Source organism: Cellulomonas triticagri, from assembly GCF_003696205.1.
Lineage (GTDB): Bacteria > Actinomycetota > Actinomycetes > Actinomycetales > Cellulomonadaceae > Cellulomonas > Cellulomonas triticagri.
This window is the reverse complement of record NZ_RFFI01000107.1, coordinates 1-15,040: the sequence shown is the minus strand read 5'-3', so window position 1 is coordinate 15,040 and position 15,040 is coordinate 1. Positions and strand designations below refer to the sequence as shown.

Genomic DNA, 15,040 nt, shown 5'->3' with positions numbered 1-15,040 from the left:
CCGCTGCCCGGCGCGCTCGCGGACTTCACCGGACGCGAGACCGAGCGGGCGGCGCTCGCCGCGGCCCTGTGCGCGCCCGCGGCCGGCGTCGCGCTGGCCGTCGTCACCGGGCCGCCCGGCTTCGGCAAGACGACGCTCGCGGCGCAGGTCGCGCGGGACGTCCGGGGGCACGTCGACCAGGTGCTGTTCCTCGACCTGCGCGGCGTCGACCCCGACCCGGTGACCCCGGACGCGGCGGTGCGCCGGGTCGCCGACGCCCTCGGGGTCGTCGACCTGCCGCCCGACCCGCACGCCGCGGCCGACCACGTCCGCGGGCTGCTCGCCGGACGGCGGGTGCTGCTGGTGCTGGACAACGCCGCCGGGGAGGAGCAGGTCCGGCCGCTGCTGCCCCCGGAGGGCGGCTCGGCCGTGCTCGTGACCAGCAGGCGCACCCTCGCGGGCCTGGACGCGACGCACCGGGTCGCCCTCGACCGGCTGACCCCCGCCGACTCGGTCGCCCTGCTCGCCCGGATGCTGGGCGCCGGGGCGGACGGCGCCGGGGACCTCGCGCGGCTCGCCGAGCTCTGCGCCGACGTGCCGCTCGCCCTGCGCATCGCGGGACACCGGCTCGCCACCCGCTCGGGGTGGTCGGTCGCGGGCCTGGTGCGGCGCATGGCGAGCGACGACCGGCGGCTCGACGCGCTCGCGGCCGGGGACCTGCGGGTCAAGGCCGCGTTCACGTCGTCCTACGAGCAGCTCGGCCCGGGAGCGCAGCGGCTGTTCCGGCGGCTCGCCCTGGTCGACGCCCCCGACACCGGTGCCGGGCTCGCGGCGGTGCTGGTCGGGGAGACACTGTGGCGGACCGAGGACCTGCTGGACGAGCTCACCGACCTCAGCCTCGTGCAGCACCACCGCGGCGACCGGTTCCAGCTGCACGACCTGCTGCGGCTGTTCGCCCGCTACGAGCTCGACCTGCAGGAGGACCCGGCGACGGTGGCCGCCGTCCGCGCGTCGGCGGACGACTGGCTGCTCGCCACCACCGTGCGCGCCGGACGCCGCTTCGAGCCCGACTTCGCCGACGACCCCGACCGCGACGCGGCCGCGACCGCCGGTCCCGTCCTCGACCTCGGGGGGCCGGAGGGCGCCGGGGCGTGGCTGCGCGCCGAGTCCGGGAGCTGGCTCGCCGCGCTGCGACGCGCCGCCACCGCGGGCGACCACCGCCGGGTGGTCGACGTCGCCGAGGCGCTGCACTGGTTCTCCGACCTGTGGTCCCGGTGGGGGCACTGGCCCGAGGTCTTCGACCTGTCCGCCGACGCCGCGACCCGCCTGGGCGACGACCGGCTCGTCGCCACCCACGAGGGCTACCGCGCCTGGGCCCAGCTGGAGTGCCGTGGCGACGCGGGGCGCGCGGCCGCGGCGGCGGACCGCGCGCTCGCGGCGGCACGCCGGGCCGGGGACCGCGCCCAGGAGGGCTGGGCCCTGAGCTACGGCTCCTGGATCGCGGGACGGGTCGGGGACCTGGTGACCGCGGAGGCGTCCGCGCGCGCCGCCGTCGCGTGCCAGCTCGCGTCCGGGGACCGGGAGGCCGCACCGCAGGCGCTGCTCGCGCTGGCCAGCGCGCAGTCCCGCCTCGGCCGGTACGAGGACGCGGTCGCGACGATCCGCGAGGCCGTCGCGCTGCTGGAGGACCCGGCGACCCGGCCCCGGGCGCAGGTCGCCGCGTTCACTTCCGCGAGCGCCCACGACTACCTCGCCAACGCCCTCGCCGGGGCCCAGCGGTGGGCGGAGGCCCGCGACGCGGCGACCACCGCCCTCGGCATCGCCGCGGACCTCGGCGTGCCCCGCACCGCCGCCGCCTCGCACCACGTGCGGGGCCGCGCCCACGCCGCGCTCGGCGACCCCGTCGCCGCCGTGGCCGACCTGGAGGCCGCGCTCGCCCTGCGCCGGGAGATCGGGGACACCGTCCGCGCGGACCTCGTCGCGGAGGACCTGGAGCGCGTGCGCCGCACGCGTGCCTCCGGCGACGAGGAGCCGTCGACGAGCACCGGAGTGGTCACAGAGGCGGACGCGTCCCGCTAGGGTCGGCGCATGTCGACGGTGCGTCTCGGGGTCCTCGGTGCGGCCCGCATCCTGCACGACGCGGTGGTGGTGCCCGCCGCCGCTGTCCCGGAGGTCGAGGTGACCGCCATCGCGGCCCGCGACCGGGACCGGGCGGAGGCGACCGCGCGGGCGGAGGGCATCCCGCGCGTCCTGGACGACTACGACGCCCTGCTCGCCGACCCCGACGTGGACGCCGTGTACATCCCGACGCCCGCCGCCCTGCACGGCGCGTGGATGCGCCGTGCGATCGCCGCCGGCAAGCACGTGCTCTGCGAGAAGCCGTTCACCGCCGACGCCGCCGAGGCCGAGGAGATCGCGGCGCTCGCGGACGCGTCCGGCCTCGTCGTCATGGAGGCGTTCCACTCCCAGCTGCACCCGTCGTGGGCCCGGCTGCGCGACCTGCTCACCGAGGGCGCCGTCGGCGAGGTCGTCAGCGCCGAGGCGGACTTCTGCGTCGACATCCCGGACCGCTCCGACATCCGCTGGCAGGAGGACATGGGCGGCGGTGCCCTCATGGACCTCGGCGTCTACCCGCTGCGGCTGCTCACGCACCTGTTCGGCACCCCCACCGTCCGCTGGGCGGAGGCGAAGGACGAGGACGGCGTGGACGCCGAGATCCTCGTCCAGCTCGACCTGCCCGGCGGCGTGCAGGGCACGCTGCGCGCGTCCATGGTCGAGACCGTGCACCACCGCGCCGTCGCCCGGGTCGTCGGCACCACCGGCACCCTCACCGTGCACGCGCCGTACGCCCCGCAGAACGGCGGCCGCATCGAGCTCGAGCGCGACGGCGTCATCACCGTCGAGCCCGTCGACCCCACGGCGTCCTACGTCTGGATGCTGCGGGCCTTCGCGGGCGCCGTGCTGCGCGGCGCCGACCCCGTGTCGGATGCCGACGAGGCGGTGCGGGCGATGCGGGTGGTCGACGCCGCCTACCGCGCGGCGGGCATGGCGCCGCGGCGGCCCGCACCGCTGGGCTGAGCCGCCGCCTCAGCCGACCCTCTGGGACGGGTCGGACCCCCCGCGCACCGACCGGTGCCGGGAGTCAGGCGGAGGCGAGCGCGTGGTCGATGGCGTCGCGGACCCCGGACGCCAGGACCCCGCCCGGCACGTGCGCCGGGCGGGGTCCTGGTTCGTGCAGGGCCTGCGCGACTCAGCCCGCGATCGTCGTGCCCGCCGCGACCGTGCCGGGCGCCCCGTCGGCGTCGACCACGGCCGTGCCGGTCGCGACGACCCCGGACTCGAACGTCCAGTCGCCGCGCACCGTGAACGACTCCGCGCCGCGCAGCGACGGCGCACCGGCGGCGAACCGCTCCTCGAACTTCCCGACGGTCTTGTAGACCTTCGGGTCGAGCTCGACCAGCGGCGCCTTCTCGACCGCGAGGCGCAGCGTCGAGTCCTCGGCGAGGTCGTACGCGTCCGAGCGGATCAGCAGCAGGTCGTTCGTGGTCTTCACGGGCAGGAAGCGCTCACGGCCCACGACGATGGCGGTCGCGCCCTCGAACACCTCGATGGCCGCGCCCATGGCGGTCTCGATCTGGAAGACCTCGGGGGAGGAGGAGTCCGTCGGGTCCACGGTCTTGACGTTGCGGATCAGCGGCAGCCCCAGCACGGCGCCACGGGCCTCCAGGGCGGCGGCGATCTGCTCCAGGTCGAACCACAGGTTGTTCGTGTGGAAGAACGGGTGGCGGTGCTCGTCGGTGAAGTAGTCCATCTGGTCCGCCGGGGTCTGCGCGGTGTCGCGCAGGATGAGGCGACCGTCGGACTTCCGGACGGCGAGGTGCCCGCCCTTGCGGTCGGCGGCGGTGCGGCGGCAGAGCTCGGCGGCGTACGGGGCGCCCGACGCGGCGAACCAGCCCGCGATGGTCGGGTTCGGCGCGGCACCCAGGTTGTCGGAGTTCGACACCGAGGCGTACCGGAACCCGGCGTCCAGCAGGCGCTGGAGCACACCCGACGCGAGCAGCGCGGTGTACAGGTCGCCGTGGCCCGGGGGGCACCACTCCAGAGTCGGGTCCGCGGGCCAGGACACGGGGGTGAGGTCGTCGGTGCGGAGCTTCGGCTCCTGGTTCTGCAGGAAGTCCAGCGGCAGGCCGTCCACGGCGAGGCCGTCGTGCCGCGCGAGCGCGGCCAGCGAGTCGTCCTGCGTGCGGAACGAGTTCATGAGGATCAGTGGCAGCGGGGCGCCGGTCGTGGCCCGCGCGTGCTGCACCTGCTCCACGATGAGGTCGAGGAACGACTTCCCGTCGCGCACCGGCAGCAGGGACTTCGCCTTGTCCATGCCCATCGAGGTGCCGAGCCCGCCGTTGAGCTTGATCACCGCGGTCTTCGCGAAGGCCTCGCGTGCCGCGTCCGCGTCGATGTCGACGTCCGCCAGGCGCGGGGGGTCGAGCAGCGGGTCGATGGTCTCCTCGGGGATGAGGCCGGTCGCGCCGCCCTCCAGCTCCCGGTAGTAGTGGGTGAAGACGTCGATGGCGGTGGGGGCCACCCCGGCCGCCGCCATCTTGTCCTGGGCCTGCCGCAGTCCGGTGTCGCTCATGACCCTGATCCTAGGAACTGCGGGTGATCCGAGGCGAGCGAACGGCCGGTGAACGCGCCGGAGGCGCTGGTCCGGGGCCCGCGGTCAGCTCGCCGCGTGCTTGCCGTAGCGCTGGCGTGCCGCCTCCCCGGACGTGCCGACCGCCGCGCCGACCTCCTTCCACGACAGGCCCGCGCGCCGCGCCGTGACGACGGCGTCGGCGAGGTCGCGCTCGGCGTTGGTGCGTCGTGTCGCGGCGAGCCACAGCGCGGTCCGGGGCGAGACGGTGTCGCGGTCGTCGGGGCCGGGGTCGTAGGACTCGAACCGGTCGGCGAGCTCGTCGGACCGGGAGAGGATGTCGTCAAGGGAACGGGGCACGGTGATCACCTCCGGAGGAACCTGGCGCGCGCGGGGCGCATGGCGTGGACGACGCACCACCCGCCGTACAGCTCGACCACGCCGGACTCGATCGGCGTCGCCGCGCGGTCCGGGCCGATGACCATCGTCATGCCCTCACCGACGTCGAACGCGTCGAGGTGGTGGTCGAGCGAGTGGCGGATGTCCTCGTCAGGCACGCCGTGGCGGTGAGCGCTGCCGAGGATGATCGGTACCTCGTCGGAGAACCAAGTTATCTTGGTTGCGCTGTCAGCGCCAGAGGGTCGGGTCCTGTTGCGGGCGGATCTCTCGGCGAAGGGCGTCATCGTCCGACGGTAGGGCGGGATCGCGGCCCTTCCGCAGTTATCCACAGGGGCGGTGCTCGGGTGGAGACCCTGCGTCAGGGGAGTGCGGGGCGGACCGGGGTGAGCGCGCGGTCCAGGAGGTCCGGCAGGCTGGTGCGGTCGGCCCCGGCGTGCGCCCACGCCTCGACGGCGGCGACCAGCGCCCCGGCCCACGCGGCCCCGGCGACCCGGGCGCGCAGCGGCTCGACGCCCCGCGCGGCGGCGTACGCGGTGATCGTCGCGCCCAGGTCGGCGGTGCGACGCGCGGCGGCGAGGCGCAGGTCGTCCGCGAGGCCCATGGTGTCGGCCTGGGTGAACGCGAGGGCCACGTGCTCGGCGGGCAGGGTGCTCGCGAGGGTGCCCAGCGCGGCGGCCACGACCTCGCCGGGGGGAGCCTCGTCGCCCGCGGCCTTCAGCGCAGCGCGCAGGGCGGTGGCGCGGTCGTCGAACGCGGCCCAGAGCAGGTCGGCCTTGGCGTCGAAGTAGTTGAAGAACGAGGAGCGCGAGACCCCGGCGCGCTGGGTGATGTCCGCGACGGAGGTGGCGGCGTAGCCGCGCTCCAGGAACAGCTCCCCGGCGGCCTCCTCCAGCATCGCCCGGGACGACGCGCGGGGGCGCCCGGAGCGGCGGGGAGCGGGGTCGGGCACGGCGCCCATGCTAGGCGGCCAGCCCGCCGAGACGACCGTCACAGGCGCCGACGCGGAATGCCCGCGCCCCTCGACATATTCTTGGACGCAGTTCAACAAGGCCGACGGCACCCCGGCGGCCCGACCCAGCCCTGGCGGGACCCGCCCGCCGTCACCGAAGGTGGTCCCGTGCCCCAGCCCACCCGCGCGCGCCTGGTCGCGCGCACCGCACCCGGCCTGGCGCTGCTGCTGGCGCTCGCGGCCTGCACCGGCGGCGCGGACGACGACGCCAGCACGAGCACGGTCGAGGGCGGCACCCTCGTCTACGCGACCGGTGACGCCGAGCCCACCTGCCTGGACCCGCACGTCGGCGGCAACTACCCGCAGGCGCTGATCAGCACGCAGTACCTGGAGCCGCTGGTCGGGCGCGACGCCGACGGGACGATCCTGCCGTGGCTCGCCACGGCGTGGACGGTGTCGGAGGACGGCCTGACCTGGGACTTCACGCTGGCCGACGACGTCACGTTCACCGACGGCACCCCGTTCGACGCGGAGGCCGTCGCGGCGAACGTCGCGCACCTGCAGGACCCGGACACCGGGTCGTCCACGGGGTACCTCGCGGTGCAGAAGGTCGCGTCCGTCGAGGCCGTCGACGCCACCCACGCCCGGTTCCACCTCACCGAGCCCGACTCCGCGCTGCTGGAGTCGATGAGCCAGCAGTGGACCGCGATGCAGTCCCCGGCGGGCATCGAGCGTGGCGCGGACGCCAACTGCGCGGAGCCGATCGGCACCGGGCCGTTCGTCGTGGACGAGTGGGTGCCGCAGCAGCAGGTCGTCCTGGTGCGCAACGAGGACTACGTCTCCCGCGACCCGCAGGCCGAGAACGCCGGACCCGCGCACCTGGAGGAGATCGTCTGGCGGTTCATCCCCGACGCCGCGACCCGGTACGCCGCGCTGCGCTCCGGCGAGGTGCAGGTCATCGACAACCCGCAGCCCGACACCATCGCCGCCGCCGCCGACGAGGGCGGCGACATCACGCACGTCGACGCGCCGCGTCCCGGCTCCGTGAACCGGATCGAGCTGAACAGCGCGCAGCCGCCGTTCGACGACGTCCGGGTGCGGGAGGCGTTCGTCCGCGCCGCCGACCCCGACCCGGGCATCGAGACGCTGTTCGCCGGGACCACCGCACGCTCCTTCTCCCCGCTGTCCAGCGTCGAGCCGACCGCCTACGCCGACGAGTCGCTGTTCGGCACCGACGTGGACGCGGCGGACGAGCTGCTCGACGCCGCGGGGTGGACCGAGCGCGACGCCGACGGCTACCGCACCCGCGACGGGGAGCGGCTGACCGTGCGGTTCCCGGTCAGCACGAACCAGTCCGTCGCGGCCGAGCAGTCGCTGTTCGAGCAGATCCAGGCGAACGCGAAGGTCGTCGGGTTCGACGTCGTGCTCACCCCGCTGGACCTGTCCGGCTGGTACGCCGCCCTCGGCGCGCACGAGTACGAGGCGGTCTCCGCGCCGTACACGAAGGTCGGCCCGGACGTGCTGCGGATCCTGTACCACTCGGACGGCACCGTGCCCGCGCCCAGCGGCTACTTCGCGAACCACGCCGGGATCACGGATCCCGCGCTGGACGCGCTGCTCGACCAGGCGTCCGCCTCGTCCGACGAGGCCGAGCGCGCCGACCTGTACGCGCAGGCGCAGCAGATCGTGCTCGAGGGCTACTACGTCCTGCCGCTGTACGACCAGCAGAACCACTTCCTCACGCGCGGCGTCACCGGCATGCGCACCCTGGACACCGTGTCCACGCCGACGTTCCTCGACGCGCGGCTCGCGGGCTGACGGGCGTGCGGCTGCCCTGGGTGCGCTGGCTGCTCGGACGGCTCGTGTCCGCGCTGCTGGTCGCCTGGGTGGTCGCCACCGTCGTGTTCTTCGCGCTCCGCGCCGCCGGGGGCGACCCCACCGAGGCGATCCTCGGGGGGCCGGGCTCGCAGGCCGGGCCGGACGCCGTCGCGCAGGCGCGCGCCCAGTACGGCCTGGACCAGCCGCTGGTGGTGCAGTACCTGGTGCAGATCGGGCGCGTGCTGACCCTCGACCTCGGCGACTCGTACGCCCGCAAGGTGCCGGTCGCGGACCTGCTGCTCGCGCAGCTGCCCGGCACGATGCTGCTGGCCGTGCTCGCGCTCGCGCTGGCCTGGGTGCTGGCGCTCGCGGTCGCCACCGCCGCCGTGCGCGCCCGCGGGCCGGTCGGCCGGGCGTGCGCCGCGGCGCTGCGGGGGGTGGAGGTCGTCGCCGCCGTCGTGCCGCACTTCTGGCTCGGGGCCGTGCTCATCGTGGTGTTCTCCTCGACGCTCGGCTGGTTCCCCGCGACCAGCAGCGGCACCGACCTCGCAGGCCTGGTGCTGCCGACGGTGACGCTCACCGTGCCGGTCGCCGGGTTCCTCGGCCAGGTGATGCGCGACTCGCTCACCGAGGCCGCCGCCGCGCCGTTCGCGACCTCCGCCCGCGCGCGCGGCGCCTCGCCGACGCGGGTGCTGTGGCGGCACACCCTGCGGCACGGGGTGCTGCCCGCCGTCGCGCTGTCCGGGTGGGCGTTCGGCTCCCTGCTCAGCGGGGCCGTCGTGGTCGAGACGCTGTTCGGCCGCCCCGGGCTCGGTCGGCTGCTGCTGGACGCGACCATGCAGCGGGACGTCCCCGTCGTGGTCGGGGCGGTCGTCGTGGTCGCCGTGGTCTACGTCCTGGTGATGCTGCTGGTCGACGTCGTCGAGCGGCTGCTCGACCCCCGGCTGCGGGCCGTGACCGACGCCGCACCGGTGCCGCGCGCCGGGGAGCCGGCGGTGCTCGGGTGAGCGTCACCACCGCGGGCACGCGGCGGGTGGGGCTCGCCCTGCGCGGCCTCGGCGTCCCCGGCGTGCTCGCGGCGCTCGCGGTCCTCGGCATGGCCGTCGCGGTGCTGCGCCCCGGCCTGATCGCCCCCGGCGACCCCAACGCCATCGACCCGCGCGCGGGCTTCGCCGAGCCCGGCGCCGCGCACTGGTTCGGCACCGACGAGTCCGGGCGCGACGTCTGGACCCGCGTCGTGCACGGCGCCGCCGCGTCCCTCGGCATCGGCGCGGCGGCCACCGCCATCGGCGTCGGCGCCGGGCTCGTCCTGGGGCTCGCCGCCGGGCTCGGACCCCGGTGGCTCGACGCCGCCGTGAGCCGGGTGCTGGAGGTGCTGTTCGCCCTGCCGACGCTGGTGCTCGCGCTGCTGCTCGTCGCCGTGCTCGGTGCGGGCGTCGAGGCGTCGGTCATCGCGGTCGGAGCGGCCACGGCGCCGGGCTACGCCCGGATGCTGCGGGCGCGGGTCCGGTCCGTCGCGACGTCGGGGTACGTCGAGGCCGCCCGCATGGAGGGCCACGGGCCCGTGCGGGTGCTGCTGCGGCACGTGCTGCCCAACACCCTGTGGCCGCTGGTCTCCGTGGCGACGCTCGGCGTCGGGCAGGCCGTCGTGTGGGTGTGCGCGCTGAGCTTCCTCGGCCTCGGCACCCTGCCGCCCGCCCCCGAGTGGGGCGCCATGCTCAACGCCGGGCGCGTCTACATCGAGTCGGCGTGGTGGCTCACCGTGTTCCCGGGGCTCGCGATCACCGTCACGGCCGCCGCGCTCACCGTGCTCGGACGCCGGGTCGGGCAGGTGGCGGCATGACGGGGGACACCGTGCTCGACATCGCCGGGCTGCGCGTCGGCTTCCCGCGCGGCGGCGAGGTGCTGCACGGGGTGGACCTGCGGGTCGCCGCCGGGGAGTGCGTCGCCGTCGTCGGCGGGTCCGGCGCCGGCAAGTCCGTGCTCGCCCGCACCCTCGTCGGCCTCGCGGGGGAGGGCGCCCGCGCCGACGTGCGTGCCGACCGGTTCACGCTGCTCGGCCGAGACGCGACGGCGTTCACCGAGCGGGCCTGGCGTGCCGCCCGCGGGCGGGACGTCGGACTCGTGCTCCAGGACGCCCTCGGGTCCCTCGACCCCCTGCGGACCGTCGGCGCCGAGGTCGCGGAGGCGCTCCAGGTCCGGCGCAGCCTCGATCGCGCGACCACCGCGGACAGGGTGCGGGCGGCGCTCGCGGACGCCGGCCTCGACCAGCCCGAGGTGCGCGCCCGGCAGCGCTCCGGGGACCTGTCCGGCGGCATGCGGCAGCGCGCGCTCATCGCCTCGGCCGTCGTCGCCCGGCCGCCCCTGCTCGTCGCCGACGAGCCCACCACCGCGCTCGACGCCACCGTCGCCGCGCGCGTCCTCGACCTGCTCGCCCGGCTCCGCGACGAGGGCACCGCCGTCGTCCTGGTCACGCACGACCTCGGGGCCGTCGCGCGCGTCGCCGACCGGGTCGTGGTGCTCCGCGACGGCGTCGTGGTCGAGGAGGGCCTGACCGCCGCGCTGCTCGCCGCACCCCGCGAGGAGTACACGCGGGCACTGGTCGACGCGGCCCGCCTCGCCGACGGCCCGGGCGACGTCCCCGCCGCCGGGGCGCCGGTCCTCACCGGGACCGGGCTGCGCCGGACCTTCCCGCTGCCCGGGGGTGCGCGCGTCACCGCGGTCGACGGCGTCGACCTCACCGTCCACGCCGGGGAGGCCGTCGGGCTGGTGGGGGAGTCCGGGTCCGGGAAGACGACCCTGGCCCGGATGCTGCTCGCCGCCGACACCCCCGACGCCGGGCAGGTGCTGCTCGACGGCGGCCCCTGGTCCGCGCGCCCCGAGCGCGACCGGCGCCCCGCCCGCGCCGGGGTCCGGCTGGTCCCGCAGGACCCGCTCGGCACCGTCGACCCGCGCCTCACCGTCCGGTCCGTCCTGCACGACGCCCTGCGCACCGCGCCGCACCCCCCGGCCCGTGCCGACCGGGACGCCGCCGCGACCGCGCTGCTCGCCGCCGTGCACCTGCCCGCCGACGTCCTCGACCGGCGGCCCCGCACGCTGTCCGGCGGGCAGCGGCAGCGCGTCGCCATCGCCCGGGCGCTCGCCTCCGAGCCCCGGGTCCTGCTGCTGGACGAGCCGGTGTCCGCCCTGGACGTGCAGGTGCAGGCCGCGGTGCTCGACCTGCTGGTCGAGCTGCGTCGCACCCGCGGGGTCGCGATGGTGCTCGTGTCGCACGACCTCGGGGTGGTGCGGCGCGTGTGCGACCGGGTGCTCGTGATGAGCGGCGGGCGGGTCGTCGAGGAGGGGCCGGTGGCGGACGTGCTCTCGGCGCCCACGCACGCGGTGACGCGGGCCCTGGTGGCGGCGCGGGGGATCTGAGGACCGTCAGGGCGTGACGACGATCTTCCCCCGCGTGTGCCCCGTCTCCAGCGCCCGGTACGCCTCGGCGGCGTCCGCCAGCGCGTAGGTCCCGGCGATCTCGACCCGCAGCGACCCGTCGGCGGCGAGCGCGGCGAGCTCGGCCAGCCCCTCGGGGTCGGGGCGCACCCACACGTAGTGGCCGCCGAGCTCGGTGCGGGCGCGGGCGTCGGTGATGGACACGATGGTCCCGCCGGGCGCGAGCAGGTCGGGGGCGGTGTCGATGGCCTGGCCGCCGACGTAGTCGAGGATGACGTCGAACCCGTCGGGTGCCTCGGCGCGCGCGGCCGCGACGAGCCCGTCCCCGTATGCGATGGGCGTCGCGCCGAGCGCGCGGATCGCGTCGTGGTTGCCGGGGGAGGCGGTGCCGACGACGGTCGCACCGGCGCGGACGGCGAGCTGGACGGCGATCGAGCCGACACCGCCGGCGGCGGCGTGCACGAGCACGGTCTGCCCGGCGGTGACGCCCGCGCGGCGCACGGTCTGCTGCGCGGTCAGCCCGGCGAGCGGGAGCGCCGCGGCGGCCTCGAACGACAGCCCGGCGGGCTTCTTCGCGGCGGTGCGCACCGGGACGGCGACGTACTCGGCGAGGGTGCCGTCGGAGACGGTGTCCTTGCGGGCGTAGGCGAGGACCTCGTCGCCCTCGGCGAGCTCGGGGGTGTCGAGCCCGGGCTTGACCACCACCCCGGCGACGTCCCACCCGGGGACGGCGGGCAGGTGCGTGTCGATGAGGCCCTCGAGGTACCCCTCGCGGACCTTGTAGTCGACGGGGTTGAGCCCCGCCGCCACGACCTTCACCAGCACGCTGTCCGGACCGATGTGCGGCTCCGGACGGTCGACCAGCTGCAGGACCTCGGCCCCGCCGAACTCGGTGTACGCGATCGCCTTCATACCGGTGCGAACCCTGCGACGGGCCCGGTCATTCCGTGCCCGGTGCGTGGCGGGCCTCGCGTGCCCGCCTGCCGCTGGCGAGCAGCTGGCGCCCGACGAGCCCGACGAGGGCGAGCCCGCACACCATCTGCACGGTGACGACGACGCGCGCGAGGTCGGACACCGGGACGACGTCCCCGAAGCCGACCGTCGCGAGCACGGTGGTGGTCAGGTAGACCGCGCCGACGTGGTCGAGCGGCTCGGAGAACGCCCCTGGGTCGGCGCCGGACAGCGCGAGGTACCCGGTGGCGAACAGCAGGAGGAACACCACGGCCGTGGTGACGGTCGCCTCGACGGCGCGCAGCACCGGGTACGGCGACCGCGCGACCGCCCGGACCTGGAGGACCACCAGGCCGAGCAGCACGAGCAGCCCGAGGGCCAGCAGGAGCAGCGACTCGGCGACCGGCCGGTCCAGCGGTCGCAGCGCGTAGGCCGCGACGAGCAGCGCGTCACCGAGGACGGCGCGGACGACGGCGATCAGCCGCGCCCGCCGGGCGCCCGCGCGAGCCCGAGGTCGCACGGCACGCCCGCAGCGCTCAGGCGGTGAGCAGGTGGCCGGCGGGGTGCACCGGCGTCTCGAACCACACGGTCTTGCCGCGACCCGGGTGCAGCTCGACGCCCCACCGCGAGGCCAGGGCGTCCACGATCCGCATGCCGTTGCCGCCCGCGCGCACCGGGCTGCCCGGGCGGACGAGCGGCAGCGTCGGGTCGGGGTCGGTCACGGCGACCCGTACGCAGTCGTCCCGGCACTCGGCGTGCAGGGCGATCCGGCGGTGCGCGCGGGTGTGCACGACGGCGTTCGTCAGGATCTCGCTGGTCAGCAGCTCGAGCGTGCGGGACGCCTCGGCGTCGGCGTGCGCGCGTGCTGCCTGCCGCACGGCCCAGCGGCGGCCCTCGGCCACCGAGCTGGTCGCGGGCTCGAGGACGATCCGGTCGTCGTTCGCGGTCATCGTCCCCTCCTCGTCGTGGTCGTCGGGATGCGGTTGCTGACGGTCCAGGGTCCCGCCGTCGCGGGGCCCGCGCATCCGGAAGCGGGGGTGACCCGTCCGCGACCGGCCTCCGGGCCCGCGCGCGGACGTGCGCGCGGCCGACGGCGGCGCGGTCGTGCGCCGCCGCCGGCCGGGGTCAGCGCGGTTCCACCGGCTCCGCGTCGTCGGCGGGCCGGGTCGTGGTCGGCTCCTCGGGCGGGGGGACCACCCGCACGCGGGCGATCCGGCGCCCGTCCACGGCGGTCACCTCGATCCGGTGCCCGTCGACGGGGACGGCGTCGCCGACCTCGCCGAGCCGCCCCAGCCGGGCGACGAGGAAACCCGCGACCGTCTCGTACGGCCCGTCCTCGAGCTGGATGCCGGTGAGCTCGGCGAACTCCTCGATGGTGATGCCCGCGTCGTAGGAGCCGGGTGCGCCCTCGCGGGCCTCCGCCCCGGACGACCCAGGGGTGTCGTACTCGTCGCGGATGTCCCCGACGAGCTCCTCGACCAGGTCCTCCAGGGTGACGATGCCGTCCGTCCCGCCGTACTCGTCCACGACGACGGCGATGTGCACGCCCTCGCGCCGCATCCGGGACAGCGACGGCAGCAGCTTGTTGGTGCCGGGCAGCACGACGATCTCCCGCATGACGTCCCGGACGCGCGCGCCGTCGCGGTCGGTGGCCTCCAGGAGCGCGCGGATGTGCAGGAAGCCGAGCACGTCGTCGAAGTCGTCCCCGATGACCGGGTACCGCGACCACGGCTGCTCGCGCACCCGGTCCAGGGCCTCGCCCAGGGTGAGGTCCGCCTCGAGGAAGTGCACCTCGCCGCGCGGGCGCATCACCTCGGCCACCGAGCGGTCGGTGGCCTCGAAGACGTCGCCGAGGATGCGGCGCTCGTCCTCGGGCAGCCCCTGGTGGGCGATGACGAGGTCGCGCAGCTCGGCCTCGGACATCTCCTCGCTGGTGGCGTGCGGATCGCCGCCGAACAGCCGGACGAGGGCGTTGGTGGACTTCGACAGCAGCCAGATGACCGGCCGCATCGCGATGGCGAACTTGTCCAGCGGCGGCGCCACGGCCAGGGCCACCCGGCCGGACTGCTGGAGCGCGATCCGCTTGGGGACGAGCTCGCCGAGCACCAGCGACAGGTAGGCGATGATCAGCGTCAGCAGCACCAGCGCGATCGTGCTGGCCAGCCCCTCGGAGACGCCCAGCGCCTCGATGGCGGGGGCGAAGTCGGGGGCGATCGTCGAGGCGCCGTACGCGGCGGAGAAGAACCCGGCGACGGTCACGCCGATCTGCACGGCGGCGAGGAAGCGGTTCGGGTCGCGGGCGACCGAGGCGACCCGCGCGCCGCGCGCGCTCTGCCGCTCCATCTGGTTGATCTGGCTCTCGCGGAGCGAGACCAGAGCGATCTCCGTCCCGGCGAACACCCCGCCGATGAGGATGAAGAGCAGGACGAGGCCGATGTTGCCCCAGGTCTCGGCGTCCATCAGCGGCGAGCCCCCGTGCTGGACGTGCGCGGGGTGCGGGCTCGCCGCACGGGACTGCAGGACGGGTCGGAGCCCGCCGGAGGTGAGGTCATCGCTCCATTCCAGGCAACGGCGGGCCCGGCGTCAACCGCTGCGGGCACACGATCACCACGCATCCTGCCCGAAGTCGTGCGCCGTTCGGCCCGGGTGCGTGGGCGGCGGTCCCTAGGCTGACGGTGCCCGCCGCCGGGGTCGTCCCGGCCCAGGTCAGCGGGTGCCCCGGCCGACGACGGCCGCCGGGCGGCAGCAGGGGACGGGAGCGACGGTGGCGGCAGGGGTGCGGTTCGGCGGGGCCCGGTGGGTCGCGGCGGGGACGGCGGCGGCGCTGGTCGCGCTGCTCGGGGCGTGCACGGGCGGGTCGGGCGACGAGCGGCAGGCCG

Annotated in this window: 14 protein-coding genes; 6 read left to right on the top strand and 8 right to left on the bottom strand. The window is 76.2% G+C overall.

Features of this window, described 5'->3' with window-relative positions:
- Positions 1-2,058: ATP-binding protein (locus tag EBM89_RS16190; RefSeq protein WP_147463588.1), on the top strand; the 2,058-nt coding region annotated here is incomplete at its 5' end.
- A 9-nt stretch (positions 2,059-2,067) separates the two neighbouring features.
- Positions 2,068-3,057 carry a Gfo/Idh/MocA family protein gene (locus tag EBM89_RS16185; RefSeq protein WP_122150686.1) on the top strand — a complete coding sequence of 330 codons (990 nt, stop codon included), beginning with the start codon at positions 2,068-2,070 and terminating at the stop codon, positions 3,055-3,057.
- A gap of 172 nt (positions 3,058-3,229) precedes the next feature.
- Here the strand turns inward: EBM89_RS16185 and EBM89_RS16180 are convergent, their stop codons facing one another.
- From EBM89_RS16180 to EBM89_RS16165, 4 genes are all read right to left on the bottom strand, one after another.
- Positions 3,230-4,612, bottom strand: a complete 1,383-nt coding sequence (locus tag EBM89_RS16180) for a UTP--glucose-1-phosphate uridylyltransferase (protein WP_122150685.1) — start codon at positions 4,610-4,612, stop codon at positions 3,230-3,232.
- 84 nt (positions 4,613-4,696) lie between these two features.
- The gene (locus EBM89_RS16175; RefSeq protein WP_199732169.1) at positions 4,697-4,969 is read right to left on the bottom strand and encodes a hypothetical protein; all 273 of its coding nucleotides are present in this window, start codon (positions 4,967-4,969) and stop codon (positions 4,697-4,699) included.
- 5 nt (positions 4,970-4,974) lie between these two features.
- Positions 4,975-5,292, bottom strand: coding sequence for a hypothetical protein (locus EBM89_RS16170; protein ID WP_233571794.1), 318 nt, complete (start codon positions 5,290-5,292; stop codon positions 4,975-4,977).
- A 74-nt stretch (positions 5,293-5,366) separates the two neighbouring features.
- Entirely contained in the window at positions 5,367-5,957 is a 591-nt protein-coding gene (locus EBM89_RS16165) for a TetR/AcrR family transcriptional regulator (RefSeq protein ID WP_158609698.1), read from the bottom strand.
- 168 nt (positions 5,958-6,125) lie between these two features.
- Between EBM89_RS16165 and EBM89_RS16160 the strand changes: the two genes are divergently transcribed.
- From EBM89_RS16160 to nikE, 4 genes are read left to right on the top strand one after another with little or no spacing between them, the layout of a single operon-like run.
- On the top strand, positions 6,126-7,775 hold the full coding sequence (locus EBM89_RS16160; protein ID WP_439647195.1) for an ABC transporter substrate-binding protein: 1,650 nt from the start codon (positions 6,126-6,128) through the stop codon (positions 7,773-7,775).
- A 5-nt stretch (positions 7,776-7,780) separates the two neighbouring features.
- Positions 7,781-8,782 (top strand): ABC transporter permease, encoded by a 1,002-nt coding sequence (locus EBM89_RS16155; RefSeq protein ID WP_233571793.1) that lies wholly within the window; start codon positions 7,781-7,783, stop codon positions 8,780-8,782.
- The gene (locus EBM89_RS16150) at positions 8,779-9,618 is read left to right on the top strand and encodes an ABC transporter permease (protein ID WP_233571792.1); all 840 of its coding nucleotides are present in this window, start codon (positions 8,779-8,781) and stop codon (positions 9,616-9,618) included. Before EBM89_RS16155 ends, EBM89_RS16150 begins: the two co-directional genes overlap by 4 nt.
- Positions 9,615-11,192: a nickel ABC transporter ATP-binding protein NikE gene (gene nikE, locus EBM89_RS16145; RefSeq protein WP_122150681.1), complete on the top strand. Its 1,578-nt coding sequence runs from the start codon at positions 9,615-9,617 to the stop codon at positions 11,190-11,192. Before EBM89_RS16150 ends, nikE begins: the two co-directional genes overlap by 4 nt.
- A 6-nt stretch (positions 11,193-11,198) precedes the next feature.
- On the opposite strand, the gene EBM89_RS16140 is transcribed toward nikE, so the two are convergent.
- The 4 genes from EBM89_RS16140 to EBM89_RS16125 form a co-directional block, all read right to left on the bottom strand.
- A complete protein-coding gene (locus EBM89_RS16140; RefSeq protein ID WP_122150680.1) occupies positions 11,199-12,122 on the bottom strand; it encodes an NADP-dependent oxidoreductase in 924 nt (307 codons plus the stop codon).
- Positions 12,123-12,150: 28 nt separating this feature from the next.
- Positions 12,151-12,681: a potassium channel family protein gene (locus EBM89_RS16135; RefSeq protein ID WP_122150679.1), complete on the bottom strand. Its 531-nt coding sequence runs from the start codon at positions 12,679-12,681 to the stop codon at positions 12,151-12,153.
- Positions 12,682-12,697: 16 nt separating this feature from the next.
- Positions 12,698-13,111, bottom strand: coding sequence for an ATP-binding protein (locus EBM89_RS16130; RefSeq protein ID WP_158609697.1), 414 nt, complete (start codon positions 13,109-13,111; stop codon positions 12,698-12,700).
- A gap of 175 nt (positions 13,112-13,286) precedes the next feature.
- Positions 13,287-14,621: a hemolysin family protein gene (locus EBM89_RS16125; RefSeq protein WP_122150677.1), complete on the bottom strand. Its 1,335-nt coding sequence runs from the start codon at positions 14,619-14,621 to the stop codon at positions 13,287-13,289.
- Positions 14,622-15,040 lie beyond the last annotated feature (419 nt).